Source organism: Rubripirellula tenax (assembly GCF_007860125.1).
GTDB lineage: Bacteria > Planctomycetota > Planctomycetia > Pirellulales > Pirellulaceae > Rubripirellula > Rubripirellula tenax.
The window spans coordinates 47952-74489 of record NZ_SJPW01000007.1 but is presented as its reverse complement, the minus strand read 5'-3'; the positions used below and the strand labels follow the sequence as shown (position 1 = coordinate 74489).

General features: G+C 57.1%; 23 protein-coding genes. 19 read left to right on the top strand and 4 right to left on the bottom strand.

The window, feature by feature from the left end; translation table 11 throughout:
• The first annotated feature begins 15 nt into the window (after positions 1 to 15).
• Genes recO through folP form a run of 4 tightly spaced genes read left to right on the top strand, consistent with a single transcriptional unit; the run spans position 16 to position 3609 of the window.
• A complete protein-coding gene (gene recO / locus Poly51_RS23920) occupies positions 16 to 774 on the top strand; it encodes a DNA repair protein RecO (protein ID WP_146460863.1) in 759 nt (252 codons plus the stop codon).
• A gap of 50 nt (positions 775 to 824) precedes the next feature.
• Positions 825 to 2174, top strand: a complete 1350-nt coding sequence (locus tag Poly51_RS23915) for a tetratricopeptide repeat protein (protein WP_246114730.1) — start codon at positions 825 to 827, stop codon at positions 2172 to 2174.
• Positions 2171 to 2707 (top strand): LPS assembly lipoprotein LptE, encoded by a 537-nt coding sequence (gene lptE / locus Poly51_RS23910; RefSeq protein WP_146460861.1) that lies wholly within the window; start codon positions 2171 to 2173, stop codon positions 2705 to 2707. Before Poly51_RS23915 ends, lptE begins: the two co-directional genes overlap by 4 nt.
• Before the next feature lie 47 nt (positions 2708 to 2754).
• A complete protein-coding gene (gene folP, locus Poly51_RS23905; protein WP_246114729.1) occupies positions 2755 to 3609 on the top strand; it encodes a dihydropteroate synthase in 855 nt (284 codons plus the stop codon).
• 150 nt (positions 3610 to 3759) lie between these two features.
• On the opposite strand, the gene Poly51_RS30695 is transcribed toward folP, so the two are convergent.
• Positions 3760 to 3921 (bottom strand): hypothetical protein, encoded by a 162-nt coding sequence (locus Poly51_RS30695; protein ID WP_186775769.1) that lies wholly within the window; start codon positions 3919 to 3921, stop codon positions 3760 to 3762.
• A gap of 299 nt (positions 3922 to 4220) precedes the next feature.
• Here Poly51_RS30695 and Poly51_RS23900 point away from each other — a divergent pair, with 299 nt between their 5' ends.
• Complete coding sequence (locus Poly51_RS23900; protein ID WP_146460859.1) at positions 4221 to 5339, top strand: glycosyltransferase; 1119 nt, start codon at positions 4221 to 4223, stop codon at positions 5337 to 5339.
• Here the strand turns inward: Poly51_RS23900 and Poly51_RS23895 are convergent.
• The gene (locus tag Poly51_RS23895; protein ID WP_146460858.1) at positions 5303 to 6268 is read right to left on the bottom strand and encodes a hypothetical protein; all 966 of its coding nucleotides are present in this window, start codon (positions 6266 to 6268) and stop codon (positions 5303 to 5305) included. The two genes, Poly51_RS23900 and Poly51_RS23895, sit on opposite strands and share 37 nt — an antisense overlap.
• A gap of 311 nt (positions 6269 to 6579) precedes the next feature.
• Between Poly51_RS23895 and acnA the strand changes: the two genes are divergently transcribed.
• The 3 genes from acnA to Poly51_RS23880 all read left to right on the top strand — a co-directional run bounded on the left by acnA (position 6580) and on the right by Poly51_RS23880 (position 12716).
• Positions 6580 to 9285, top strand: coding sequence for an aconitate hydratase AcnA (acnA, locus tag Poly51_RS23890; protein ID WP_146460856.1), 2706 nt, complete (start codon positions 6580 to 6582; stop codon positions 9283 to 9285).
• A gap of 23 nt (positions 9286 to 9308) precedes the next feature.
• Positions 9309 to 9590, top strand: a complete 282-nt coding sequence (locus tag Poly51_RS23885) for a peptidylprolyl isomerase (protein WP_146460854.1) — start codon at positions 9309 to 9311, stop codon at positions 9588 to 9590.
• Between the two features lie 177 nt (positions 9591 to 9767).
• Positions 9768 to 12716 (top strand): PQQ-dependent sugar dehydrogenase, encoded by a 2949-nt coding sequence (locus Poly51_RS23880; protein WP_146460852.1) that lies wholly within the window; start codon positions 9768 to 9770, stop codon positions 12714 to 12716.
• Here the strand turns inward: Poly51_RS23880 and Poly51_RS23875 are convergent.
• A complete protein-coding gene (locus Poly51_RS23875; RefSeq protein WP_186775768.1) occupies positions 12691 to 13770 on the bottom strand; it encodes a DUF1570 domain-containing protein in 1080 nt (359 codons plus the stop codon). The two genes, Poly51_RS23880 and Poly51_RS23875, sit on opposite strands and share 26 nt — an antisense overlap.
• Before the next feature lie 142 nt (positions 13771 to 13912).
• Here Poly51_RS23875 and Poly51_RS23870 point away from each other — a divergent pair, with 142 nt between their 5' ends.
• Together Poly51_RS23870 and Poly51_RS23865 are read left to right on the top strand one after the other, a co-directional pair.
• The gene (locus Poly51_RS23870) at positions 13913 to 15235 is read left to right on the top strand and encodes a hypothetical protein (protein WP_246114728.1); all 1323 of its coding nucleotides are present in this window, start codon (positions 13913 to 13915) and stop codon (positions 15233 to 15235) included.
• Positions 15232 to 15876: a hypothetical protein gene (locus Poly51_RS23865; protein WP_146460848.1), complete on the top strand. Its 645-nt coding sequence runs from the start codon at positions 15232 to 15234 to the stop codon at positions 15874 to 15876. The genes Poly51_RS23870 and Poly51_RS23865 overlap by 4 nt, the downstream gene beginning before the upstream one ends.
• Positions 15877 to 15887: 11 nt before the next feature.
• Here the strand turns inward: Poly51_RS23865 and Poly51_RS23860 are convergent, their stop codons facing one another.
• The gene (locus tag Poly51_RS23860) at positions 15888 to 17378 is read right to left on the bottom strand and encodes a hypothetical protein (RefSeq protein ID WP_146460846.1); all 1491 of its coding nucleotides are present in this window, start codon (positions 17376 to 17378) and stop codon (positions 15888 to 15890) included.
• Between the two features lie 499 nt (positions 17379 to 17877).
• Between Poly51_RS23860 and Poly51_RS23855 the strand changes: the two genes are divergently transcribed.
• From Poly51_RS23855 to Poly51_RS23815, 9 genes are read left to right on the top strand one after another with little or no spacing between them, the layout of a single operon-like run.
• On the top strand, positions 17878 to 18288 hold the full coding sequence (locus Poly51_RS23855) for a type II secretion system protein GspG (RefSeq protein ID WP_246114727.1): 411 nt from the start codon (positions 17878 to 17880) through the stop codon (positions 18286 to 18288).
• Between the two features lie 5 nt (positions 18289 to 18293).
• Positions 18294 to 18896: a prepilin-type cleavage/methylation domain-containing protein gene (locus tag Poly51_RS23850; protein ID WP_146460842.1), complete on the top strand. Its 603-nt coding sequence runs from the start codon at positions 18294 to 18296 to the stop codon at positions 18894 to 18896.
• On the top strand, positions 18893 to 19366 hold the full coding sequence (locus Poly51_RS23845) for a prepilin-type N-terminal cleavage/methylation domain-containing protein (RefSeq protein ID WP_146460840.1): 474 nt from the start codon (positions 18893 to 18895) through the stop codon (positions 19364 to 19366). The genes Poly51_RS23850 and Poly51_RS23845 overlap by 4 nt, the downstream gene beginning before the upstream one ends.
• On the top strand, positions 19363 to 20367 hold the full coding sequence (locus tag Poly51_RS23840) for a prepilin-type N-terminal cleavage/methylation domain-containing protein (RefSeq protein ID WP_146460838.1): 1005 nt from the start codon (positions 19363 to 19365) through the stop codon (positions 20365 to 20367). The genes Poly51_RS23845 and Poly51_RS23840 overlap by 4 nt, the downstream gene beginning before the upstream one ends.
• Positions 20364 to 22052: a type II secretion system protein GspK gene (locus Poly51_RS23835; RefSeq protein ID WP_186775767.1), complete on the top strand. Its 1689-nt coding sequence runs from the start codon at positions 20364 to 20366 to the stop codon at positions 22050 to 22052. The genes Poly51_RS23840 and Poly51_RS23835 overlap by 4 nt, the downstream gene beginning before the upstream one ends.
• A gap of 36 nt (positions 22053 to 22088) precedes the next feature.
• Positions 22089 to 23687, top strand: a complete 1599-nt coding sequence (gene pilM, locus Poly51_RS30690; RefSeq protein ID WP_186775766.1) for a type IV pilus biogenesis protein PilM — start codon at positions 22089 to 22091, stop codon at positions 23685 to 23687.
• On the top strand, positions 23684 to 24865 hold the full coding sequence (locus tag Poly51_RS23825) for a cadherin repeat domain-containing protein (RefSeq protein ID WP_146460835.1): 1182 nt from the start codon (positions 23684 to 23686) through the stop codon (positions 24863 to 24865). Before pilM ends, Poly51_RS23825 begins: the two co-directional genes overlap by 4 nt.
• The gene (locus tag Poly51_RS23820; RefSeq protein ID WP_146460834.1) at positions 24862 to 25629 is read left to right on the top strand and encodes an ABC transporter ATP-binding protein; all 768 of its coding nucleotides are present in this window, start codon (positions 24862 to 24864) and stop codon (positions 25627 to 25629) included. Before Poly51_RS23825 ends, Poly51_RS23820 begins: the two co-directional genes overlap by 4 nt.
• Positions 25626 to 26432: an ABC transporter permease gene (locus tag Poly51_RS23815; protein WP_146460833.1), complete on the top strand. Its 807-nt coding sequence runs from the start codon at positions 25626 to 25628 to the stop codon at positions 26430 to 26432. Before Poly51_RS23820 ends, Poly51_RS23815 begins: the two co-directional genes overlap by 4 nt.
• The last annotated feature ends 106 nt before the right edge of the window (positions 26433 to 26538 follow it).

Sequence of the window (26538 nt, the reverse complement as noted above, 5' to 3'; positions counted from 1 at the left end):
TGACGAGAAAACGTTTTGGCGGCCGAACAAACGACGGCAATTGTGCTTCGAACGATCGAATTCAGCGAGACCAGCTTGATCGTGACGTTGTTGACTCACGACTTTGGTCGCGTGTCGGCGATCGCCAAAGGGGCGCGACGCCCCAAAGGTCCTTTCGAAGGCGCGCTTGACCTGTTGGCCGTCTGTCGTGTAGTCGTTCATAGGAAGACTTCCGATACGCTCGATTTATTGACCGAAGCGAAGCTGCATCGTCGGTTTCGTGGCGCTGAAAAATCGCTCGAAAGGCTCTATGCCGGCTACTACGTAGCGGAATTGCTGCGTTTGATGACTGATGAACACGATCCCCATCCCGAAGTTTACGACTTGGCCATCCAATCACTCCAACAGATCGACGGCTGCGGCGATGTCGCCTCGACGCTTCTGTTTTTTGATGCCCAAATATTGCGACTTCTCGGTCATGCGCCGGGAACCGATCAGTGCACCGATTGCGGCGGTGACGTCGAGTCGGTGTCGCGAATTGCTTTTTCGTTATCGGCGGGCGGGATCGTTTGCAATCGTTGCCGACCTCGCCAGCAACAAACCATTTCAATCACCGCCGCGGCAATCGATGAATTTCGCCGATTGCAAGCCGCGTCGACCGAGCTGCCAACGACCGTTGCCAAGCATCTTTATGGCGAGTTGCGCAGCATGATGAACCGATACCTACCAACGGTGTTGGGCAGTGTCCCTCGAATGCAAGCGTTTCTTCCGACCAAGTCGGACCAGCGCGAATGAGTCAGGCCGATCGCAGGAAGCGATTCGATCAAACTATGGATAGGAAAACGATGTCGGCTAACTTCAATATTGCCTTCGCCATGATGCGCCGCCGTGCGCGGGTTGCCGTGTGGTTGTGTGCTTCGTCCATCGCCTTGCCGATGGTGGGCGGTTGTCAATCGCTGCGAAGCCCGTTTGGTCCGCCTGACGATTCGCCCTATGGATTGACCAACAACGACTATCAAGATTCCGTCAATCCGATCGCCCAAGTTTCCGGCGAGGAGATTCCCGGTACGAATGACGAAATATCAGTGGCCGACGGGTCACTTGCCGAGAAAACGAAAAACACAACCAAGAGCGTCACGAATTTCTTGACCGGACGCGAACAAGAAGACCGCGAACGGGCAAAGCAGTTCTATAAAGCCGGTGACCAGTTGTTCCGGACTGCCGGAACTCAATCCACCGAAGTACGTAAGAAAACGTATGCTCAGGCCGCCAAGCAGTTCAAGAAGGCTGGCGAATCCGCGCCGGGTTCGGCTCTCGAGCAGGACTCGATGTTCATGCGTGCGGAGAGTCTGTTCTTTGCTGATCAGTTGACGATGGCGACGGACACTTACGAAAAACTACAAAAGCAATATCCACGCAATCGTCACAACGACCGCGTAGCGGCTCGGTTGTTTTCGATCAGCCGTTACTGGATCGACACGGTCAAAGCAGACGAAGGCAGTTGGATCCCGATCAACTTCACCGACTCGTCTCGCCCTCGTTTGGACACCGACGGACATGCGATCCGAGTGTTGGACCAAATTCGTTACGACGATCCGACCGGGCGACTGGCCGATGACGCGACGATGGCAGCAGCAGCTGAGTACATTCGACAAGAAAAGTTTGAGGAAGCTGACGAGTTCTTGACGGACTTGCGTGAAACATTCGGCGATAGCGAACACTTGTTTCTGGCGCACCTGTTGGGACTGCGGTGCAAGCTGGAAATCTATGCCGGGCCGAAGTACAGCGAACTGGTCTTGGAAGAAGCGGAAACATTGGTTCGCCAAACACGGCAACGTTTTCCCGACAAAATGGCGGAACCGAAGTACGGCGATCTGGTTGCTCGCGCGGCTGCCGAGATCGCTTATCACCGCGCCGAACGTTTGGCCCAAAAGGCCAGCTTTCGCGAGAAACGAAAAGAGTATCGTGCGGCGGCCACGTACTACAACGAACTGCTGGAAAAATACGGCGATACGCCGCAGGCCGAAATCGCTCGTAAGCGTCTACCAGAAATCGAACGACTTCCCGGCGTGCCCACACAACGGTTGTCATGGCTGACGACGATCTTCCCCGAATCGCGTAAAAAGAATCCACTGAAGCTGAACATTCCTGCATCGGATCAATCTGTCGAACCTACGGAGACGCTGTTTCGATGAAGCGACACGTCCCTGCGGCATTGATCGTGATCACGGTGATCGGCTTGATGCTGACCACCGGTTGTGCGGCGTACCGTTTCGGATCCGCGTCATTGTTTCGCCCAGGGATTCGGACGGTTCATGTTCCGATCGTGCGCAACGACACGTTTCGGCATGACCTGGGTGTGCGTCTGACCGAAGCGATCATCAAAGAAATCGAAGTTCGCACGCCGTACAAAGTCACCGGTGACCCGAACGCGGACAGCACGTTGATTTGCCGCGTCGTTAGCGAAACGAAACGAGTGCTGACCGAAACGGGGACCGACGATCCGCGCGCTCTCGATGCAGCGGTTTCCGTCCGCGCTAGCTGGACCGGACGCGGTGGCGAACTGCTGATGCAAAACGCGATCGTGCCGACCGGCGATTTTTCGACCACGTTCGGTCAGGATGCACGGTTTGTGCCCGAGGCGGGGCAATCCGTGGACTCGGCCATGCAAATGGCGATCGAAGATTTGGCCCAGCGGATCGTTTCGCAAATGGAGATGCGTTGGTAGCCTGGGAGGGCTTCTTGACCCGTTTCTCTGTTCGCGCAGCCTGCTGGATGAATCACGATCGAATCTGGAATCTCGGCCGGCGGTCATTGACGCTAGGTCGTCGCCCCCTGGTGATGGGAATTCTAAACGTCACGCCTGACAGTTTTTCCGACGGCGGAAAACATCACGACGCCCAACGTGCGATCGCGTCGGCGCTTGCGATGGAGGCGGCCGGTGCCGACATCATCGACATCGGCGGTGAGAGTACTCGTCCGTATAGCGATCCCGTCGGTGTCCAAGAAGAACTCGATCGGGTCATTCCCGTGATCGATGGACTGCGAGATTCGCTTTCGATCCCCATCAGCATCGACACCAGCAAGGCGGCCGTCGCCCAAGCCGCGGTCGATTCCGGCGCCGAAATCATCAACGACGTCACCGGACTGGAAGGCGACCCGGCGATGTCGGGTATTGCCGTGGCCGCCGGCGTCGGCGTGTGCGTGATGCACATGAAGGGAACTCCGCAAACGATGCAGGACGATCCGGTTTACACGGACGTGGTCGACGAGATATTCGCGTATTTGCAAGCGAGGAAATCGTTCTGCTTGGAAGCCGGCATTCGCGAGGATCGGATCTGTTTGGATCCAGGAATCGGATTCGGGAAAACGCACGAACACAATTTGGCGTTACTTCGTGCGACTCCACGGTTCACTACTTTGGGTTGCCCGATTCTGATCGGACACTCACGCAAGGGATTCATCGGAAAGGTGATTGGCGACAAAGATGCGGACCGAATGGCGGGCACGCTTGGGGTGACCCTTGCCGTTGCCGCAGCCGGCGCGGACATCATTCGCGTCCATGACGTGCCAGAGTCAGTTCAGGCGCTAAGGGCATTTGAGGCCGCCGGAGGATTCGAGAATCTGTGAGGGCAACCGAGCGTGGTCTTGACTCCGCCGAATCGCCACAACATCACCATGCACAGGTTTTTAAAACGTCCGTGGTGCGGGTCGCCGACCCGTGGAAATTCAGAACACGACGGCCCTGGGGGCCGTGTTACTTGGGTCGAGCCAATCGTATCAGCGGCGAACGTCGTTCGTCGCCGTTGACTTCTTCGCCGGATCGGCAGGTGCGGACACCGTCGTCTTCGATGACGGCTGAGGACCGACGGTGAAGGTTTCAAGGCAAAGTGTTTGTTTGACGCCGTGGACCGATTCGATCGTGAAAGTGGTTAGATTCATCATCGTTCTCGTTGCAACTTTGCGTGCCGGATTTGGGAAGACATTGGGAAATGCTCAGTAGTAATGAAAGCATCGGTCACCTTCTTTTCCTGTGCGCCGGGAAACCGCGGCGGTAAGTTTAAACCGGAAGGATCGGATTACGGTTGTACGGAATGTGCTAACTTTGACCCGAGAAGCTGAATCTCATCCGAGTCGTTAGTGGGGCGTTAAGTCACGCTGTGGATAAATTAAGACGCGTTCGTGGACTTTACTGGCCCTTTCCGTATTCCCGCCTTTTCTGTTGAATCACGACCCTCGCCATGCGAATTGACTTTGTTATCACCGAACTGTTTGTCGGTGGCGCCGAGCGATGTTTGACCGAGCTGGCGACGTCGATGGCGGCTGCGGGCGATGATGTCCGCGTGTTTTCGATCGGATCGCTGCCGACGGGGCCGAAATCGTTGTTGGTCGATCGCCTTCGCAGCGGTGGTGTCGAAGTCGCCTCGGGCAACGCAGATTCGATGTGGCAGTTTCGTGGCGCGTATCAAAATTTGACGCGGTGGCTGGGATCGTCACCGGCCGACGTGTGCCAGACCTTTCTTTTTCATGCCAACGTGATCGGCACGATGGCAGCGAAAAAGGCCGGTGTCGCGGTTCGGGTCGGTGGCCTTAGAGTTGCCGAGACACGGACGCTGCGGTGCCGCATCGAACGTTGGGCGGTGCGGCAAATGACGTCGTTGGTTTGCGTCAGCGACGACGTGCAAAAATTTGCGTCGCTGCGGCTGGGGTGTGACAGCGAAAAGTCGATTGTGATTCCCAACGCGGTCGACGTTGGACGATTCGCAATCGCCGAAGCGTTTGATTGGACCGCGATCGGTTGGCCTTCCGATGCGGCGGTGGCTCTTTTTGTCGGACGCTTGCATCCGCAAAAGGGGATCGATCTGCTGCAGAAAGCTGTGGACGAGATCGCGCCGGCCAGGTCAAAGCGTCGGCTTTTGATCGTGGGGGATGGGCCCGACCGCGTTGCCATCGATCGATGGGCCGGGCAAGTGGGAAACGAACGTGTCGTTCTTTTGCCCTGGCAAGCCGACGTCGCCCCGTTGATGCGTGCTTGTCGCGTCTTGGTCCTGCCCAGCCGGTACGAAGGGATGCCCAACGTTGCCATGGAAGCGATGGCGGCAGGTCGACCGGTCGTATGTAGCCGCGCCGAAGGGGCTCGCGAACTGCTAGGTCACGATTGGGACCGGCAATCGTTCGCGATCGACGACGGTCCGTCGATGACGCGATTGGTTGCCGCTTTCTTGGCGGATGCCGATTGTGCCGACCGGACCGGCGAACTCAACCAGGCGAAAATGAGAAGCGAGTTCTCGATTCCCACCATGGTCGATGCTTACCGGAGTCTCTATCGCGAGCTGCGGACGCGGCGGCTTGACGTTTGATTGCTGCGTGAGAGCGGACGTTCCGTCGACTCAACCGCATCGCTTTCATAGCTGCTGGGGCGAACCGGTTGGTAGCGTCGGACGCGAACTTCGTCATCGCCGAACGGGTCGGACAGCGAATCGAACATCGAGTCTGTCTTGTCATCGGGAATCGGCGGGGCTGGAACAGCAGGGCGATTCGCTTCGGGCAGCGGTTGTGGCACGGGGACCCGTGGTTGGGTCGGCATGCGTTGTTGAGTCGGCACGCTGCGCGATTGCGTCGGCACGCTGCGCGGGGCGATCCGTGGCTGACTCATCCGCATCTGTGTCTGTGGAGCCGCCATCGGCGCCATCTGGATCGGATGGCTGTGTGATTCCACATGGGGTGATTCCACGTGAGGCATGCCGGTGTTTGGCGAACCCGTATGCGGATGGACGATCATCGGCGGCGGGCTTGGCGGCATCATCGGGGCGGATTGAATGTGCATCGGTTCCGCATAGCCGTTGATGTGTGGCGACATGGAACCGTTCCACTCGTCCAACATTCCTGCATCGCAGCCGTCATCACAAATCACGTCGCAGCCGTCGTTGCATTTGTCCAGCATCAGTACCTTTTCGATACCGCCGGCAACCGAATCGAGTGCCTTGTAGACGACCGTCCGTTTCATGTTGATCCGCGGAACGCTCATGTTGGGCATCTTCATCCGTGGCATCTTCAGGCCGGACAGCAGACCTTTGCTTCGGCCGCAATTCATCGAATCGCAGGAATCGTCCCCACAACCACACGTTGCTTCGAACATCGGCATTGCGTCACAGGTTTCTTCGACGCCACAGCCAAAATCCGCAGCGACCCCCACCGTAGGAGCGGCGAAAAGCAGCCCTCCGGCGAGCAGGGACGCGAAGTAACGGCGTTGGGTAGACGAACGCTTGGACGTAAAATGTACGGGCATATCAAAAACTCGGCTTTCGGATCGCGAGACCTTACAATCGGCACTGGTGTCATGAGGTATCGACGTGTGAGAACCGATACGACCAAATGAATCCGAAGGACCGGCAAAGTTCCCCTATTTTGACATTGTGCGGGCAGGCGATCGAAGTGCCCTGAGATCGTAGAAATGGCATCGTAAAAAACCGGCCCCCGAGCAGCTTCGATCGGATCGGACACGCTGACAGCCCCAAGGTTGATTGCTAGACTAACGCGGCGTTTGACGCAGCTTTCACCCAGTCCCCCGTGCCTGCCCCCTGCTGAGAGACCACCACCGTGACGTTTGATCCCTTTGGAGTTCGCGATTCCTTCGACACCGGAAACGGCACCGCCACGATCTACCGCCTGAGCAAATTGGAAGAGGCCGGACTGGGCGAGATCAGCAAGTTGCCGTTTTCGATCCGCGTCTTGTTGGAAGCTGTGCTCCGCAATTGCGACGGATTCTCGGTTACCGAAGACGACGTCAAAAACCTGGCCGCGTGGGACGCCGCGGCGCCGGCCAAGCAAGAAGTCCCTTTCAAACCGTACCGAGTGGTGCTGCAGGACTTCACCGGCGTTCCCGCCGTCGTCGACTTAGCCGCCATGCGATCGGCGATGCAGCGAATCGGTGGTGATCCCGAAAAGATCAATCCGCTGATTCCTGTCGACCTGGTCATCGACCACAGCGTCCAAGTCGATCACTTCGGTACCGCGTCTGCTCTTTCACAGAACGTCGAAATCGAATTCGAGCGCAACCTAGAACGTTACGAGTTCCTTCGTTGGGGCCAACAAGCGTTCGATAATTTCTCGGTCGTTCCGCCTAACGTCGGCATCGTTCACCAAGTCAATTTGGAATACCTGGCTCGCGTTGTCGCGTTGCAAGACTCACCCGATGGCCCCGTTGCGATTCCCGACTCGCTTGTCGGAACCGACAGCCACACGACGATGATCAATGGACTTGGCGTGTTGGGTTGGGGCGTCGGCGGGATCGAAGCGGAAGCCAACATGCTTGGCCAACCGTTGTACATGTTGATGCCCGAAGTCATTGGCTTCGAATTGACCGGCGCATTGCCGGCCGGTGCGACTGCGACCGACATGGTGTTGCGAGTCGTCGAAGTGCTCCGTGAAGAAGGCGTCGTCAACAAGTTCGTCGAATTCTTTGGCGTCGGCATGAACAAGATGAGCGTCGCCGACCGAGCAACAATCGCAAACATGGCGCCCGAGTACGGTGCCACGATGGGCTTCTTCCCGGTCGACGATGTGACGCTGGCGTACATGCGCCAAACGGGACGCACCGAAGCGCACGTGAAGCTGGTGGAAACCTACTGCAAAGAACAAGGGCTGTTTCGAACCGACGACGGTCCGAAACTGAACTACACCAAGACGTTGTCGTTGGATTTGGGCACGATCGAGCCATCGATGGCTGGCCCCAAACGACCGCAAGACCGCATCGCACTTGCCGGCATGAAGAAGGCCTTCAACGATTCGTTGACCGCGCCGGTCGGCAAGTCGGGCTTTGGATTGGACAAGAGCGAGCTGGGCAAAGTCGCGGATGTCAAAGACAACGGCCACAGCAGCCAGATCACGCACGGCGCCGTCGTCATCGCGGCGATCACATCGTGTACCAACACGTCCAACCCTTCGGTCATGATCGGCGCCGGATTGCTGGCCAAGAAAGCGGTCGCCCGCGGTTTGAAGGTGCCCGCACACGTCAAGACTTCGCTGGCCCCCGGTTCTCGCGTTGTGACGGACTACCTGAACAAAGCCGGCGTGTCCGAGTCGCTGGATAAGCTCGGGTTTCAAACCGTCGGCTACGGTTGCACGACATGCATCGGTAACAGCGGCCCGCTGCCGCCGGCCGTCGCCAACGCGATCAAAACAAGCGATCTGGTTGCCTCGGCCGTGTTGTCGGGGAACCGCAACTTCGAAGGCCGCGTCAATCCGCTGACCAAGGCAAACTACTTGGCCAGCCCGCCGCTTGTTGTTGCCTACGCTCTTGCCGGGACCACCGACATCGACTTGGCAACCGAGCCGATCGGCAAGGGAACCGATGGCAGCGACGTCTACTTAAAAGACATTTGGCCATCGGCAGACGAGATTCGCGAAACCATCGCTTCGTCGATCCATCCCGAAATGTTCACGCGAGAGTACGGCGAAGCCGTCAAAGGCAACGAACTTTGGAATGCGATCGACGTCGCCACCGGCGCGATTTATCCGTGGAGCGACGAGAGCACTTACATCCAGCATCCGCCATTCTTGGATGCAGTCACGGGCCAAGACGTGCCCGACATCCAACCGATTCACGGCGCGAAAGTCTTGGCGTTGTTGGCCGATTCGGTGACGACCGACCACATTTCACCAGCCGGTGCGATTGCATCAGACGGACCCGCCGGCAAATTCTTGCAAGACAAGAATGTACCGATCCGCGAATTCAACAGTTTCGGGTCGCGGCGCGGAAACGACCGCGTCATGGTCCGCGGTACGTTTGCGAACATTCGCATTCGAAATCAGTTGGCGCCGGGCACCGAAGGCGGCGTGACACGTTATTTGCCCACCAATGAAGTGATGAGCATCTACGACGCGTCGATGAAGTACCAAGCCGCGGGAACTCCGTTGGTGGTGATCGCCGGCGCCGAATACGGCACCGGCAGCAGTCGTGACTGGGCCGCCAAGGGCACGATGTTGTTGGGCGTCAAAGCCGTTATCACGGCCAGCTATGAACGCATCCACCGCAGCAACTTGGTCGGCATGGGTGTCTTGCCGTTGGAATTCGCCGACGGCGCGACTTGGCAATCGCTGGGTTTGACGGGCGAAGAAACCATCGACATCCCAGGTCTATCCAACGATCTTCAACCTCGATCGACGATCAAGGTCACGGCCACCAGTCCCGATGGTTCGGTGAAAACATTCCCGTGCGTCGTGCGAATCGATACGCCCGTTGAAATGCAGTATTACCAAAACGGCGGTATCCTTCCGACCGTGCTGCGAAACCTGTCGAAGTAACTCATTGCCCGAGGATCAGAGTCATGCCACAAGCCAGCGCCCGACATATTTTGGTGTCGACGGAAAAAGAATGTTTGGACCTGAAGAAGCAGATCGCCGAAGGCGCTGACTTCGGCCAAATCGCCGCGGAATATTCATCGTGCCCGTCGGGCGCCGATGGCGGCGCGTTGGGAACGTTCGGCCCCGGCCAAATGGTGCCGGAATTTGATGCGGCCGTTTTCGGTGGCGAAGTTGGTGAGGTCCAAGGGCCGGTGAAAACCGACTTTGGCTATCACTTGCTCGAAGTCACCCAACGCACCGAATAGTTCCAGCCAGCTGTGCTGTCGAGGATAGGGCCGATCATTTTGCGGCTCTATTCCGTTTGAAAATTGAATTGCCCTGAAGTCGCGGATCTCGCGTCCGGCGTTTCTGTCTCCGATAAAGTACAATCGCCTTCTTGCTAAGATGATGATTGTTGTTTGTTTACATTTTGGAGCTCTGGGATGCGTGGCCGCTTTGTCGGGTTCGTGAACGTCTTGATCGCGGCGTGCGTCGTTTCTTTGGGAGCGACGGTCAATGCCGACGCGCCCGGGCAAACGACAGGGCAAACGACAGGGCAAACGACAGTGCAATCCACAGGACAACCGAAGACACCCACCGTCTGGGCGACGTCGCGGATTCACGGCACTCCTGATCCGCCGCCGCCCTACGCGATCGAACGAGTCTTTCCTGACGCGTCCTTCCAATCGATGACCGAAATGCGTCGCGTGCCGCACTCGGATCGATGGATCGTTACACAACAAAACGGCGCCGTCACTAGCTTCTCGGATCGCGGATTGTCGGGTGACGGCGATCTGGACCTTCAACTGGCAATCAATCTGCGCGAGTCGGCGCAGAAATCGATGCAGGTTTTTGGGATTACCTTTCATCCCGACTATCCAACCGAACCGTCGTGCTATATCTCGTACATGGCCGTCAACGGGCCGCCGGATGGGACGCACCTTTCCCGATTCACGGTGACCGATACGAAGCGGGTCATCATCGACCCCGATTCCGAAGAACGGATCATCGATTGGAAGGGCGGCGGTCACGGCGGTGGCAGCATGCACTTTGGTCGCGATCGTTTACTTTATGTTTCGGTGGGCGACGGCCAAGACCCCACGCCGCCTGACGCGATCGGAACCGGACAAGACATCAGCGATCTCGCCGGGTCGGTGCTACGCATTGATGCGCTTCATTCGTCACAAGACTTGCCGTATTCGATCCCGCCGGACAATCCCTTTGTCGATGTGCCCGGCGCGCGAGGTGAAGTGTGGGCATTCGGGCTTCGCAATCCTTGGAAGATGGCGTTCGACCCCGTCACCGACACGTTGTGGGCCGGTGACGTCGGATGGGAAATGCGAGAGATGGTGTATCGCATTGATCGGGGCGCGAACTACGGATGGAGTCTGATGGAGGGCAGCCAGCCCGTTAAAGAAGGCTCGCCGGCGATGGGGATCCCCATCACTCCGCCCATCGTCGAACATTCGCACTTAGAAGCGCGGTCGGTATCCGGGGGTGAATTTTACGGATCATCGCGTTTGCCCGAACTTCAAAACGCGTATCTGTATGGCGATTGGATGACGGGCAAGATCTGGGGCCTTCGTCACGACGGTGCGGAACTCCGCTGGCATCAAGAACTTGCCGATACAACTTTGCAGGTCATCTGTTTCGCAAGAGACCGCGATGGCGAAGTGTACGTTTGCGATTATCGAGGCGAGATCTATCGGCTGGTTCCCAACGAAGCCGATGCGGCAGATTCCAATTTCCCACGCGGCTTAAGTGAAACGGGGTTATTCGAATCGACCGTCGATCAAGCCCCGTCGCCCGGAGTGATCGCGTACGAAATCAACGCCCATCATTGGGCCGATCACGCGCAATCGCAACAGTGGATCGGTGTGCCCAGTGGAGAGTCATTGGGCGTCTCGCCGCAAGATGACTGGCGCACGGGTGAAGTCCAAGACAACTTCCTGTTTCCCGCCGAAACGGTTTTGGCAAAGACGGTGCATTACTGTCCCGATCCGAATTCGCCCGAATCCATCGTTCGGTTAGAGACCCAGATTCTGCACCGCGATGGCATGCAGTGGAACGCCTACAACTACGTTTGGAACGACGATCAAACCGACGCGTTCTTGCAAGACAACGTGGCGACCGATCGAACGATTTCGCTTGTCGATCCCCGTACCGGAACATCGACGCAACAGGTCTGGCACCACGCCAGTCGCGACGAGTGCATGCAATGTCATTCGTTTAGCGCAAACACGATCCACGGTTTTAAGCTGGCACAACTTGATCGTGACGATCCGTTTGCGAACGGCAACCAGCTTGATCGTTTGGTGCAATCCGGTTTGTTTGAAAGGCCTTCGGGCGAAGTCACGCCGATCGCGTCGCCGCATGATCTGTCGGTTTCGCTAGAGGCACGTGCGCGCAGCTATTTGCACATGAATTGTGCCCACTGTCACCGACGAGGCGGCGGCGGGACGGGCGCGTTTCAACTTGTCGTTGGTCCATCGGTGGAATCCATGGACATCGTCGACGCGATGCCGACGCAGGGAACATTTGAAATGACGGATCCTCGAATTGTTGCATCGGGCGATCCTTACCACAGCATCCTGTTCTATCGGATGATGAAATCGGGAAGGGGGCACATGCCGCAGTTCGGACCATCGTTGATTGATGATGCGGGTGTGCAATTGATCCACGACTGGATCGCGTCCATGCCACGTTCCAGCGACGCCGATGCACAGCCGTCGTTGGCGTCGACCGCCGGCGCGTTGCGGCTTGCCTATCAATGTGTCGACGGCTCGGTTTCACCTGCGCAGCGGACCGAGATCGCCGATATAGCGGCGGCCCATCCCCAATCGATCGTCCGCGACTTGTTCGAACGTTACTTACCGGAAGAACGTCGCACCAAACGGTTGGGAGCGTCCATCGATGCCAACGCCCTGTTATCGATGACGGGCGATGTGAATGCGGGGCAAGATTTGTACTTCGAAGCAGCCGGGGTGAGTTGTCGCCAGTGCCACAAGATCGGCGAAAAAGGCGAATCCGTCGGCCCCGATTTGAGTGGCATCGGCGCCGAACGGACAAGGCAGGAGATTCTAGAGAGTATCCTGAATCCTTCGGCCAAGATCGACGAAAAGTATCGAGGGAAACTGGTTCTGACTGTCGACGGGAAAGTCATTTCGGGACTGCTGATCCGCGACGATAAAGACGGCATCGAGTTAGTCGATACATCGGGAAAGCGACACCTTATTGCCAGCGACGACATCGAAACCGTTCGGTCGATGGACACGTCTGTGATGCCCGACCGGTTGCTTGCGGAATTCACGGCCCAGCAAGCTGCGGACTTGGTTGCCTTTTTGGCGGCCCAGAAAGAACGACTCGCTACATCGACTGAACAAACCAACTGACCCGTTTGCTGAATTCGGCGACGTCACAACCGACGACACGTTCAAAATCCTTTACGCGATCGGTGCGCGAGTATTCGCGGAACGGTGGGCGACTGGACGTGTGGTTTAACAGTTCGGCAAATTTGCGGCTTTCTCGTTCGGCCAAGTAAAACATCATGGCCCACGAAACGTTGTAGGCTTCGTCGATCGAGTTCTGCGATTCGAACATCGTATTGTCGCTGACCAACTGCATCACCGTTTGCGTAAACCGATAGTCGCTGCGTCCGTCGTAGGTTTGCTTGATGTAGTCATAGCTATCCCGGTTGATGCGGTCGGCAAGTTGTGTCGCCGATCGCGCGGTCGTCATGCCAGCTGGTTCAAACATCTGGCCGATGCCTTCGGTGATCCAGCGCGGCGTTTCACTCAACCGGCTGTGAACGCCCGAATTGTAAGCGGATTGATGAGCCGCTTCATGGCGGACCGTCGCCGCGGTGTACTCGCTTCGTCCGCCGTCATGCGTCATCACTCGGTTGCTTTCGCCCGAGTACAGGCCGGCGACCCGTTTGATTTCAATGTCCAGTTTCCGAAACTCGCGGTACATCGTGTTCTCATCCGGCAACACCACCGCCACCATGGGAAAGTTGCCCTCGCGGATGGTCACACCGCGTTTGGACATATAGTCGGTGAACGCTCGGTGGGATTGCTCGAACAGCTTGGGCCACCGATCGCCGCGACCTTCGGGTTGGACGACTAGGAAATTTTGTGTCGCGATGACTTCGTATCCTGGTCGAAACTCGGCCCGCAGTTCGTTGCGAAATTCGACGACCGAGATCGGCTGATACGGGCGATTGGTTTCGTGGATTTTTGAGCTTTGCTCTCGCGGGTCCAGCGAGTGCATCCAACCATCGCGTCCCAGGATCACCATTTCGTGAGCCAGTTTCAGCAACGGAATGCCTTGTTGAGTTTTTCCCAGAGCCGAAAATTCGACCATCGCCGGAGCCTGAGCGACGAGCGATCGGTCCCAGCACAAGAGCAGCGAGACGACGAAAGCAGCAACCAGGCGTGAGGATTTCATGAGTTGATCTGTCGAGCGGGCGGTTTTCAGGCGAGACGGCTTGGTGAAGGCTAGGTTAGAATCCAGCGGTACACCCACATCTCGGGCCGTGATCGAAACGAAACAGCGGTCAAGGGACGGAACAACGCGCAGGATTCTATCGATGGTTGGGAATATGACGGGCAAACGTCGCCGCTTGGGATTTGTGCTGGGACTGATCGTCGGCGGTGCCACGTTGGCGACGGCACAGAACACAGACATATCGAATTCGCCAAAGAATCTTGATCCGATCGCGTTGAAGGCTGACGTGTTGGAGTGGATCGACGAACTCGACGCCGACAGCCTGAGTAAGCGGAAAGCTGCCGAGCGGGCCTTGATCGAAGCCGGTCCCCCAGCGCTGCCGTTCTTGCCCGAATCGAAACCCGGGATTTCGATTGAAGCCGCCGAGCGGTTAGCGCGGGTGCGCAAAACGCTGATGCAAAAACGGACGCAAGGCGAAACCGAATCAGATGCGATCCGTGTTTCGCTTGCTGAGGTTTCTAATCTTGGTGAAGCACTCGAAGCGATCAGTCGCGATAGCGGCGTCGAATTCGATCACGATGCTGAAGCGTCTCTTTCCATCAATGCGGTGACGAGTCCTCTGTCGTTTTGGCACGCGTTGGACATCGTGCTGGACGAAGCCAATCTGGATATCAATTTCTACGCGGGCGACGAATCAACTTTGAAATTGGTGCCACGCGCGCCCGAACGACCTTCGCGAGTCGACTCGGCCGCGTATGCGGGCGTCTATCGAATCGAGCCCACGGCGGTCACCTCGCGCCGCAGTTTGAACAATCCGTCGCTTTCGGCTTTGAACATCAGCGTCGAAATCGCGTGGCAGCCGCGTACCACACCCATCGGCTTGACGTTGCCTGTGGATCAGTTGTCGGGCAAGCTGGACGACGGCGCGAGGCTCCAACCCCAGGAATCCGGCGAATCGATTGACGTCGCGACGAACACTGACATCGCGTTCAGCGAATTCTTTTTGCCGATGAAGTTGCCGGGCGGGCAACCGCAAAAGATCGCATCGCTGTCGGGATTGATTCGAGCCCTGTTGCCGGGAAAAAAGCAAACGTTCGAATTGCCGTTGTCACAGACGGGTGACGAAAAAACGATCGACGACATGACCGTCGTTGTCGAAGCGGTGCGACCCAACGGTCCGCTACACGAGGTTCGCTTGTCGGTCGAGTTGAAGGATGCCGAACGGTCATTGGAAAGTCACCGGCACTGGATCTTCGAAAATGAAGTCCATGTGGAACGCAAAGACGGGTCGCGAGCAGACCATCTCGGATACGAGGTCTATCGCCAGACGACGACCGGCGTTGGTGTCGGCTATTTGTTCGAGCTTGGCGATGCGGTCGGCGAGTCGAAGCTCATTTATCGTTCGCCCACGGCTGTATTGCCCAGCGAAGTACCGTTTGTGATTCAGGATATCTTGTTGCCGTGAATATTCGCTCACTCGCCATCGCATGCTTCGTCGTGCCCGGATTGTTGTTCGCCGGAGCGAATATCGCCGAGGCGAAAGAAGATTTGGAACCCGGCGATCCGTTCGCGGCCGTCGATGGGGATCCTATCTATATCGGTGAAATCAATTTGGTGCTGACTCAGCGAATCGCCGCGACAGATTTGACGCGAGTCGGTGAAGATGTTCGACGGGCTACGGCGCTGGTGCTGGTTCGTCGACATTTGGCCATGAAAGCGATGTCCAAGTTGGGCGGCGAAACGCTTCGCGACAGCATCGACCGACGACTTCAAGCCTACGCTGGTGAAGCGAAACGGCGGGGAACAAGCGTGGCGGAACTTGCTGCGGCTCGACAGGCAACCGAGGACGCGATGCTGGCGGACATCGCATGGACGACCGCGTGGACTCAGTACTTGAAGAGCAAGATGACACCGGAAAACTTACGGCGATACTTTGAGTCTCATTCCGACCGATATTCCGCTGCGACGTTTGACGGGCTGACCGACCAAGCCGATCTGCGCCGCGATGCCGCCAACGCTCTGTTCGAATCTTTGGTCGCGAGCCAATCGGAAACCAAGGTGAAGTGGTTCATCGAATCGCTCTACCAACAAGAACGCCAGCGCTGAATCGATCCGGATTAAGGAAGGATTTCGTTGCCCTTCTGCATGCCTTCTAGTTGTTCTTTGTACATCTCCGAGATGTCCGTCGGCAAACGAGGACGGCCCTTCATCGGTTCTGGTGGGAAGTCGTCGCCGCGAACGGCCGATCCCAACGGTGTGGTCAACGTGTCGTTGATCGTCTTCAAATAGCTTTGCAGTTTCCAAGCGGGAATCGTTGTGATGCCCAACTCGATTGCTTCGGCTTTCGCTTTTCCGATCGCGGCAACAGCATCTCGGTTGTCACCCGCTACATCGCTGCCATCGGAGACTTCCAGATCGTCGCCGACGACCAAGAAGCGAATGCTCGCGTCCATGGTTCCCGTCTTCACGCCCGAGGATGAAACTTCGGCAACCACTTCGGCACCTGCTGCCTTGATTTGTCCCTTCATCGCTTCGTTGTCGGGACGCCCATCACCATCGATGTCGATGTCGCCAGCCAACGCGATCTTGACGCGGCGACCGGGTGCCCAGAACGGCGAGTAAACTTTATCGCCAGGAATGATTGGGTTCTTGATTTCGGGCGTGGCAATCACGCGAGCCAACGCAAGGTGGGGACCTTGGATTTGCGTGACTTGGATTGTCGCTTTGACTTTCGCGTCTTTCAAACGAATGTCGTCGGCGTCGATCACGCCGAAAGTCACGTTGGGACGCAGGGCATCAGCCGATCCCAAGTTGATCGTGACCACGTTGCCGCCACGGACGACATAGCGAACTTCGCCTTGCGTGGTTTCGAATTGGTCGTTGCGAATTTCGTTAAGTTGCTGCTTCTGCGTCTCGATCGTTCCGATCAAGCGATTGTTGTCTTGCGTAAGCTTTTTGGTTTCTTCGCTGGCCTTGGATCGGAAGCGTCCAAAGTCTTGGACGGTCGTGTTCAGCTTGTCGCGAGTCTCTTCCTTCTCTTGGTTCATTCTCGCCCGATCTTCGTCGAACTCGGTCGACAAGACAGTGACCTTCTTGTTCGCATCGGCCGCTTGCTGCTTCGCAAGGTCCATCGACTTTTCGGCGTTGGAAATTTCGGCTTCCGCGTCGGTTCGAATCTTAGTTGCTTCGCTGCGAGCGTTGGCATAGTTGATGTTGCGGTCGCGAATCGCGTTGACCAGATACTCGGGCAAACGCGGGTAGTTGCGATCTTGAGGTTCGATTTCGCTGCCGAAGTACGACATGTCCTTGGTGAACTGTTCTTCGATGGCCTGCATCACAGGGTCTTCCGAGGTCCCAGTCTTCATTTCATCGATCTGGGCTTGGGTAAACGGTTCCTGGCCAAGCATGCCCTTGAAGCGGCTGATCTGGCTTTCCATCGTCCGAACGTTCGAATTGATGGTTTGCAGCCGCGCATCGGTAGCGGCGGCCTCCTGCGCAGCAAAGTTGCCGCTTCTCCATAGGAAGAAGTTCAGCGCCAATGAGAGCACCAGGAAAATCATGCAGGCAATCAAACTGCCGCGGATGACGGAATCGTCGCGAGCCACCATAGTCGTTTCGTGCGTTTTGGAAGCGAAAGAAGCTGGGGAAAAGCCGTGCGGGCTGGCGCGACTGAAATCAGCCGCCACTACACCCTATTTAATCGATACGTTTATTCTACCGCTGGGAGGACAGAATTAACGTTTCCGTCTCCCAATTGGGTTCCATTTGCTGATTCTATGCGTCATATCAGCGCGATCGTGCCGGGTCATCCGGTTGAAAGGCGGTTGGGTCGAGCACCGAAACCCCCAAAACCGACTGATCTATCACCCCGCCGTTCCCAAAGATGACGGAACCAACTGGGCGGATCGTGGTTAATATAAGCGGAGCCATTCGGTGATGCGCGTTTGTGAACAGAACAAACCAGCGTCACCGTGTGGTTCTCGACAGCGGCGAGTATACACATGATCACTGTCGATGCCCCATTACCCCTCCCTAACACTCCAGCTTGGAAGCCCTCCACTAGCCATGAGAAGCCGAATTTCACCGTTAAACCGCGGAACCAACCACGTGAATCGTAAGCGACGCGCCCAGAACCTGGGTTTTACGCTGCTCGAACTGTTGCTGGTCTTGGCGATTTTGGTCGTCATCGGCGGAATCGTGACCGTCAACATTGGCGGCGCGTCCACCGAAGCGAAGGTCAATGCCACCAAGACCCAGCTGAACGGGCTAAAGAACAACATCCAGATGTACCAAATTCGGATGAATACGCTTCCCGAAACCCTAGACGCCCTTCGAGACGGGCCCAGTGACGCAGCCAAGAAGGCTAAATGGGTCGCGCCGATCATCACGGAAATTCCCACCGACGCTTGGGAAAACAGCTTGGTCTACACGGTCAACGGTAACACTTACGAAATCCGCAGCGGCGGAATCGACGGACAAGCCAATACCGAAGACGACATCATCGTCGAAGGGTCGTAGTCCTCGTGAGATCTCGCGTTGCCTTCACCCTGCTTGAGCTGTTGTTGACACTATCCGTCTTGGCGGCGATTGCGTCCGTCGTGATCCCGCAGGTCGGGTTGTTGATGGGCGATCGCAAACTCGTTCGTGCTGGTGAACAGCTGCGCGTCGAAATGACGGTCGCCCGTGTCAAAGCGATGCGAGACGGACGCGTCTTGATGCTGCAAGCGATGGTTGAAGGCAATTCGATCCGCGTCAAACCATACTTTTCAACCAGTGACGCGACCGAGGCCATCGACCAGACGGGATCTCAATCGGCGCTTCTTACCGGCGCTGACCAAGGCAACGTTGTCGCGATCAACGTCGATGAAGAAGCCGAGAAAACCGTTGAGTTGCCGGAAGGAGTCACTGTTGGTTCCGTGGGTGTCGCGTCCGCGGCGCGAGCTTCGGAGATCGAGCAACAAACCCTGGCCGACCAAACCGAAGGGTGGAGTCGCCCGATCATGTTCTATCCCGACGGATCAACCAGCACCGCAGCCGTCGTGTTGACGGGCGGCGAAGTCGGGCGGGTGATCGTCAAGCTGCGCGGCATCACCGGTGACACGACCATCACCGAGGTGCTGCCTTGACCCATCACCGCAATCGGCGAGGCTTTTCGCTGTTGGAAATCTTGTTGGCGCTGGCAATCCTGGGTGGTGCTTTGGCCATGCTAAGCCAGATTGCCGAGACCGGTACGTCAGCGGCGCGCGAAGCCCGGGATTTGTCGGTAGCCCGTTTGATGTGTCAATCGAAGTTGTCGGAAACACTTCTCGATGCCGCGTCCGGCATCACGCCGCAAACGATCATCACGGCGCCGCTGCCATCGTTCGATTCGGGGTCGATGACCACGTTCAACTACAGCATCGAAGTCCAACCGGCCTCACTTGATGGATTGCTTTCACTCCGGGTGACTGTGGTTGCCGAAAACCCGAATGGCGGGTCGCCTCTCGCAACTTTCGTATTGACGCGTTGGCTAGTGGATCCTGCATTGGGGTTGGAGGCGGCCGAGGCGGAAGCCGAAGCGATGAAGGCACTGGAATCAGAAGAGGCCGCGCTGTGAGTCACCATTGCATGCACCGGAGCGTTGGCGGCGCCAGTCGTGCCGGCTTTACGCTGCTTGAAATCCTGTTGACGCTGGCAATGTCGGTCGTCCTGATGATTCTGATCGGCGGTGCGATCCAGTTCTATGCGCGCGACATGAATGTCCGCGACATGGACATTCGCCAAACACAACTTGCCGCGGCGGTCATGCAAATGATCGAAGACGATTTGCGGGCGACGCTGCACGGTGAGCCAGCCGATATGGCCGGACTGGAAGCGTTGTTGAAAGCAACGTCGGGCGGCGAAGCACCCGCAGCCACCGAGGGCGAAGACCTTTCGGCCGCTGGTATCGACGAAACCGATGAAACACTGTCTGCCGATACCGAAGCGCTGGATTTGGCCGTCGGTTCGTCAGTGCTGCAGACGCCGGGGTTGATCGGGAACCAGACCCAGATCCAGCTCGACCTCAGTCGGTTGCCACGTCTGGAAGAGTACGTCGTCATGATGGACGAAACGACTTCCGACATTGACGACATGCCCAGCGATTTGAAAACCGTGTGCTACTTCGTTCAGGCGGCGGGAACGATCGGAGGTGTCCAAGACACACTTGAAAGTCTGGCCTCGGATTCCGCCGCAAGTGATTCTGCTAGTAGGGTCGACGTCGATGGCGGCGGATTGGTTCGACGCTCGCTCGATCGTTCGGCTACCGTTTTCGCAGCATCAACCGGAGCGTTATCGTTACTCAATCAAACCGGTGAACTGCTAGCACCGGAAGTGCTGTCGATTTCGTTTGAGTATTGGGACGGCGTGACTTGGCAATTGATGTGGAGTAGCGACGAGTATGGGGAACTGCCGTTGGCCGTCAAAGTCGAATTGACGATGGCCGACCCGACAGCCATGAACGCAGATGGTTCCGGCTTGGATCCCGATGCCATTCGGACCTTCTCGCACGTGGTGCGATTACCACTTGCACGCTCGATCGACACGACCGAAACCGACGACGCGGAAGGGGCACTATGAAAGATATTGCCAACCCTGTCGTTTCATTGCGTCCGCGGCGTCCACGGCAAGGCTTTTTTCTTGTGATCGTGTTGATCGTCGTGGCTGTTGCCACGATGGCGGTTTACTCTTTCACCGAACTGATGCTGGCATATGACGACTCGGCGTACCTTGCCGGTGACTTGGTTCAAGCTCGGGTGAACGTCGAATCGGCGACCGAGGTGGCTCGTTTGATTTTATCAAACCCGCCCGAAACACGAGCTGATTTTGGCGGCCTCTACAACAATCCACAAATGTTCCAGGCGATCAATATCGCCGGTGGCAACGACGGTTCCTTGCCGTCTAATTTCACGATTTTGGCACCGGACTTGTCCGAAATGGGAACGTTGGGCGGGATTCGATTCGGTCTGCAAAACGAATCGGCACGTTTGAACGTCAATGCTTTGGTGGTGCTGGAAGAGAACGGAGGTGGGTTGATTCCCGCCATCGCAGCGACCAGCGACGAGGCGGCTGACTCTGAATTGGATTCCGAGAATATCGCTGTCTCGCTGCTAATGTCGTTACCCAACATGACGGAAGACGTCGCCGATGCGATCTTGGATTGGATCGATACCGATGAAGAATCGCGACCGTATGGCGCCGAATCGGACTACTACGAATCCTTGTCGACGCCCTATTCGGCTACGAACGGACCGCTGCGAAGCGTCGAAGAGTTGTTATTGGTTCGAGGCGTCACGCCGACTCTGCTATTTGGCGCCGACGGAAATCGAAACGGTGTCATCGATGCCGACGAACAACAACGTTACGGCGTCAGCATTGATACGCCCGGTGCGTTGGGCTGGGCGGCGTACTTGACCGTTCACGGCGCCGAAGCGAACACCCGCCGTGATGGTTCGCCACGCGTCGATGTCAACCAGGATGATTTGCAGGTCCTTTACGACGAACTGCTCGATGCGATCGGTGACGAAACGTACGCCAGCTTCATCGCCGCTTACCGAATTGCGGGAACGTCGACTTCGGTGACTTCGGCAATCGCTAGCGCTGCGGCTGGTGGAGATACGGGCAACAACGATCAAGCCAGCGCCCAGCCCGGTGGTGCATGGACAGCCGAACTGATCGAACAGTTGGATCTGACCGGTGGCGGCGGCACGTCGATCAACCAAATTTTGGACCTTGTCGACGCCACCGTCACCGTCGGCGATGGGGACCGTGCTAGGTCGTATACGTCACCGTTTGCGAGCGATCCCGTAACGGCATCGTTGGTGATGCCCATTTTGATGGATGCTTTATCTACACAAGATGTCGACGCAATGCCGGGACGGATTAACCTGAATGAATGCCCCGCCGAGTTGCTGTATGGAATTCCATTGCTGAGCGAAGAAACGGTGCAAGCCATTTTGGAGTCCCGCGATCCCCAGTCCGATGATCCCAACCGAAACTACGAGTCTTGGTTGTTGGTCGAAGGCCTGTTGACGTTGGACGAGTTGCGGCAAGTCACACCGTTGTTGACAGGTGGTGGCGACGTGTATCGGGCTCAAATCGTTGGGTACTTTGAAGGCGCCGGTGCTTCGGCACGAGTCGAAGTGATCATCGATGCGACGACCGTCAATCCGAAAATCGTTTCGTGGCGTGATCTAAGCCACTTGGGACGAGGCTTTGATCAATCTGTGCTCGGTCTTCGAGCAAACGCTGTATTGGCTCAGTAGAGTCCCCCTTTCCGATATATCATCACGAGTTACTTCATGCCAAAAAAAATAGCGATCGACTGGGACGAGATCGAACTGAGACTGGTGGTTGGCCAAGTTTCGGGCTCTCGGGTTAAGGTCACCGATGCGATGATCATTCCGTTGGAAGGAACAACGGCGACGGAGGCTCTTCGCGGCGCAATGAAAACGCTGGGATTGACGGGCACCGAAGCGATGATCGCCATCGGACGCGGATACGCTGAACTGCGAGAGCTGCAACTGCCGCCGGTGCCGGACGAAGAACTGCCCGACATGGTTCGGTTCCAAGCCATTCGCAGTTTTGCGTCGGCCGGGGACAGCGCAACGGTCGATTTTCTGGTAACGCGTCGCAAGGAAAACGGCGTCGATATGATCGCGGCGGCGATCGGCCCGGCGAAGCTGAACGAAATTCGCAAAGCCTGTGAAGCATGTGGCATCACGGCATCGCGAGTCTCGCTTCGCCCGTTGGCTGCATCGGCCTTGTACTTGATCCAGTCCGCTGCCGCTCGCGAGGGCGATGTGGTGCTGGTCGATCTATTGGCCGGTGACGCGGAAATCGTTATCGCCCGTGCCGGTCGAGTGATTTTTGTGCGAACGGTGCGGATGCCGACCGACCAAGCTGCGCGGCCACGGGCATTGGCAGGCGAATTGAAGCGAAGTCTGGTCGCATGCGGTGCAGGCGCGACGCCAGAAAAGGTGGTTCTTTGGGGACGTGAATCCGTTCACGTGGACGATCAAAGGATGCTGGCCGAGGCGTCCGGCGCGACGGTCGAGGTCTTGAACCCGTTCGATTTGGTGGACGTTGACCAAGAATGTGCCAACTCGCTTCCCGATCACGTCGGTCGACTAGCGCCTTTGGTGGGTCTGCTTGCCGCCGACGAGCACCATGCCGATCGCTTGATCGACTTTTTGAATCCTCGCAAGCGAGTCGAAGAGGAGCCCAACCGATTCCGAACCGCTGCGATGGTAGCGGCCCCCGTCTTGTTAACGCTGGTCGGCGGTTACCTGTTGTTTGGACGTTTGAGCGGGATGGACCGCGAGATTGCGGAGCTGAAAACCGCCAACGCTGGCATGAAGCCGGCTGTCGATTTAGCGTCGGCAAGCGCCGCGAGAACGGAGACGGTGGATCAGTTTCTTGACGGCGACGTCAATTGGTTGAATGAGATGCGGCGGCTAGCGGCGACCATGCCTCCGGCCGACAAAATGATCGTGCGCAGCATCTCAGGTTCGAGCGACCCGCGACGTGGCGGCGGCAAATTAGTCGTGACGGCGGCGGTGACGGAACCATCGGTGATCGACAGTTTCGAACAATCGCTTCGCGATGCCACGCACAGTGTTGTCGGGGACGGCGTGGTCGAATCCAAGAACCAAGATGCCTATCGATACGGAATCAACGAAACGATTACGATCGATTCGGAAGCCGTTCGCAATCAGCGGTATGAGGGGATTTTGGAACGGTTGATGGCCGAACCGAAATCGGAAGCAGAGCCGGAACCGAAACCAGAAACAGCATTAGAACCAGAAACGGAGGCAGAACCGGAACCAGAATCGCCTGGCGAAACGGGAACCCCGACCGAAGTTGAAGCCGAATCCGTTGCTTCGGAGGTGCAAGCATGACTCAACGTGAACGTTTCCTAGCCATTTTGGTTGGTGGCCTGTTGATTGCCGGTGGTGTTTGGTGGGGGTTCGATAAGTATCGAACGGCTGTCAAAAAGCGCACCAACGAAATCACTCGGCTGCAAGAAGAGCAGCAACGATTGACCGAGCAACAATTGCAAGGTGAATACGCCAACCGCCAAATGGGCGAGTACATGGTGCGATCACTACCAGGAAATCTGGAAATCGCTCAAGGAATGTATCAACAGTGGTTGATCAGCATCGTCCAGCAAAACGAAATCGCTGGTTACAGCGTCGACCCGATCGGGCCGCGTCCGGTCGGTGGTCTGTACCATCAAATGTCCTTCCGTGTACTGGGGACAGCGGATGTCCCCAAGACGGTTGCGTTGCTGCATTCGTTTTATGCCAAAGATTACTTGCACCGCATTCGCGACTTATCGCTGCGTCCGACCAAGACGGGAAGCTTCACCGTCGAGTTGACGGTTGATGCGATCGCGTTGATGACCGCGCCCAATGAATTGCCAGAACGGAAAGATGATTCATGGCGCGTCGACGGAAGTTTGGCGGCCTATCAGGATCCGATCATGAATCGCAACCTGTTCCAACCGCCCAACCAAGCGCCGCGTTACGAAGGCAGCCCAACGATCGAAGCGATCGTCGGTCGCGAAACACCTGCGCCGTTGACATTCAAGGACGCCGAAGGAAATACGCTTCGATATGAACTGATCGACGGGCCGACCGACTTGGTGTCACTCAGTAGCGAGTCGGGAACGCTAAAGATCAACAGCCCCGACAAGAAAGAGTTCCCCATCTCGGTCCGCGTTACCGATAACGGACACCCGGCACAATCGACGGAGCAAACACTGACGGTCAAGGTCGTTGACCCTCCACCGCCGCCCGCCGTTGAACCCGAGAAACCAAAGTTTGACGACGCGACTCAAACCGTGTTGACCGGATTGGTGAAAGGGCGTGACGATTGGGAGGCATGGATGCACGTTCGGACCCGTGATAAAACGCTGAAGTTAAGGGTCGGTGATAAGTTCGAAATCGGGACACTCAAAGGCGAAGTCATCGAGGTGACACGTCGCTATGCTGTTTTGGAAATCGATGGCCGACGGTTTAACTTACAACAGTCGGGTAACCTCAGCGAAGCCGCCAAAGCGTCGGAAGAAGATTGACGAAGATCGCCACCGCCAATGAATCAACGATCCGCTGTGAGGGCGTTTCAATGGAATTCGGTGGTGGCATTCGCGCCGTCGCGAATGTCCAACTGGTCGCCGCCGCGGGCCAAATCTTGTCGCTGGTCGGTCCGAGCGGTTGCGGCAAAACGACGCTTCTGCGGCTGATGGCCGGGTTGGAATCCCCGACCGATGGTAGGGTCGTTCTTGAACCACCAACGGCGGGGAAACTTGGGCAAATCGCATTTGTTTTTCAGCAGCCTTCGTTGCTGCCTTGGCGAACAGCGGTTGAAAACGTTGCGTTACCGTTGGAATTGATATCGCGGGGCAACCGACACGAGCGAAAAGATGCTGCGATGGAGATGCTCACGCGCGTGGGCTTATCGGACGCTCTGGATCGATATCCCCACCAATTGTCAGGGGGGATGAAGATGCGAGTATCGATCGCTCGAGCATTGGTGACCGGCCCCAGCATTTTGTTGCTCGACGAACCGTTTGCGGCGCTCGACGATATGCTGCGGACCCAGTTGGGCGAAATGCTGTTGCAGTTGTGGGACGACCAGCGATTTACCGCAGTGATGGTAACGCACAACATCGGCGAGTCGATTTTTCTGTCGCACCGAATCGCGGTAATGCGTTCCGGACAAGTGAAGACGGTCGTGGACAACCCACTGCCGTTTCCGAGGACGGATTCCGTTCGCAGTACCGCACAGTTCGGTCGCTTTTATGGTGTGGTCAGCGCTACGCTTCGAGGTGAAGCATGATCGAACGTCGCCGCCGCTTCAGCGTCGCCGATGCGACCACCAGCGCCGTATTGGTCACCTTGGTGGCGGTACTGGGGATCTCGATCTGGTACGCCGTCGTGCGTTGGTTCGACTTGCCCAAGGCGCTTCTGCCAACGCCGATTGAGTGTCTGTTGGCCGCGATCGAGAATCGCGATGCGTTGTTTCGCGGGACGCTATCGACGGGAGTTTCGGCCGTCACGGGGCTGGTCGTCGCGATCGTGGTGGGATCGTTGATCGCGGTCGTGTTTAGTCTGTCGCGTCGTCTGCGTTTGGCCTTCTTTCCTTATGTCATTTTGCTGCAAACGGTGCCCATCGTTGCGATCGCTCCGCTGTTGATCATTTGGAGCGGCTACACGTTCCGAACCGTCGTGATTGTCACGGTGATCGTGTGTCTGTTTCCGATCGTCAACAGTGTGACTTCGGGGCTGATGTCGATCGACCGTGACGCGTCGGACCTCTTTCGACTCTACGGTGCCAGTCGGCGACGGCAATTGACGAAACTACAAATCCCTTCGGCCATCCGCCATCTGATGCTTGGCGCGAAAACCAGCAGCGGACTTGCGGTCATCGGTGCAATTGTGGCCGAGTTCTTTGTCGGCAACGGAACCAGCTATGACGGGCTGGGGACATTGATGACCGGATGGCAGGCGCTGACCAAGACGGATGCACTGATCGCGGCCTTATTTGCGTCAGCTTTTCTGGGTCTAGCTCTGTTCGGGAGCGTCCAATTGGTGTCGGCAACGCTTTTGAGGCGATGGACATCAACGCGGCCGACTCGGTAGCCGAGTGCGCCTTGGTGACCGGATTTGTGATTGTGTTCGCACTCCGGTTCCTCCCGGATTGACGATCGACAATCATAGAAGGGTGTTCCGGTTCATTGATCCCTAC

Coding starts and splice junctions, on each gene's coding strand:
- Poly51_RS23915 (WP_246114730.1), top strand. CDS start 825: ATGTCGGCTAACTTCAATATTGCCTTCGCCATGATGCGCCGCCGTGCG.
- lptE (WP_146460861.1), top strand. CDS start 2,171: ATGAAGCGACACGTCCCTGCGGCATTGATCGTGATCACGGTGATCGGC.
- folP (WP_246114729.1), top strand. CDS start 2,755: ATGAATCACGATCGAATCTGGAATCTCGGCCGGCGGTCATTGACGCTA.
- Poly51_RS30695 (WP_186775769.1), bottom strand. CDS start 3,921: ATGAATCTAACCACTTTCACGATCGAATCGGTCCACGGCGTCAAACAA.
- Poly51_RS23900 (WP_146460859.1), top strand. CDS start 4,221: ATGCGAATTGACTTTGTTATCACCGAACTGTTTGTCGGTGGCGCCGAG.
- Poly51_RS23895 (WP_146460858.1), bottom strand. CDS start 6,268: ATGCCCGTACATTTTACGTCCAAGCGTTCGTCTACCCAACGCCGTTAC.
- Poly51_RS23885 (WP_146460854.1), top strand. CDS start 9,309: ATGCCACAAGCCAGCGCCCGACATATTTTGGTGTCGACGGAAAAAGAA.
- Poly51_RS23880 (WP_146460852.1), top strand. CDS start 9,768: ATGCGTGGCCGCTTTGTCGGGTTCGTGAACGTCTTGATCGCGGCGTGC.
- Poly51_RS23875 (WP_186775768.1), bottom strand. CDS start 13,770: ATGAAATCCTCACGCCTGGTTGCTGCTTTCGTCGTCTCGCTGCTCTTG.
- Poly51_RS23870 (WP_246114728.1), top strand. CDS start 13,913: ATGGTTGGGAATATGACGGGCAAACGTCGCCGCTTGGGATTTGTGCTG.
- Poly51_RS23860 (WP_146460846.1), bottom strand. CDS start 17,378: ATGGTGGCTCGCGACGATTCCGTCATCCGCGGCAGTTTGATTGCCTGC.
- Poly51_RS23835 (WP_186775767.1), top strand. CDS start 20,364: ATGAAAGATATTGCCAACCCTGTCGTTTCATTGCGTCCGCGGCGTCCA.
- pilM (WP_186775766.1), top strand. CDS start 22,089: ATGCCAAAAAAAATAGCGATCGACTGGGACGAGATCGAACTGAGACTG.
- Poly51_RS23825 (WP_146460835.1), top strand. CDS start 23,684: ATGACTCAACGTGAACGTTTCCTAGCCATTTTGGTTGGTGGCCTGTTG.
- Poly51_RS23815 (WP_146460833.1), top strand. CDS start 25,626: ATGATCGAACGTCGCCGCCGCTTCAGCGTCGCCGATGCGACCACCAGC.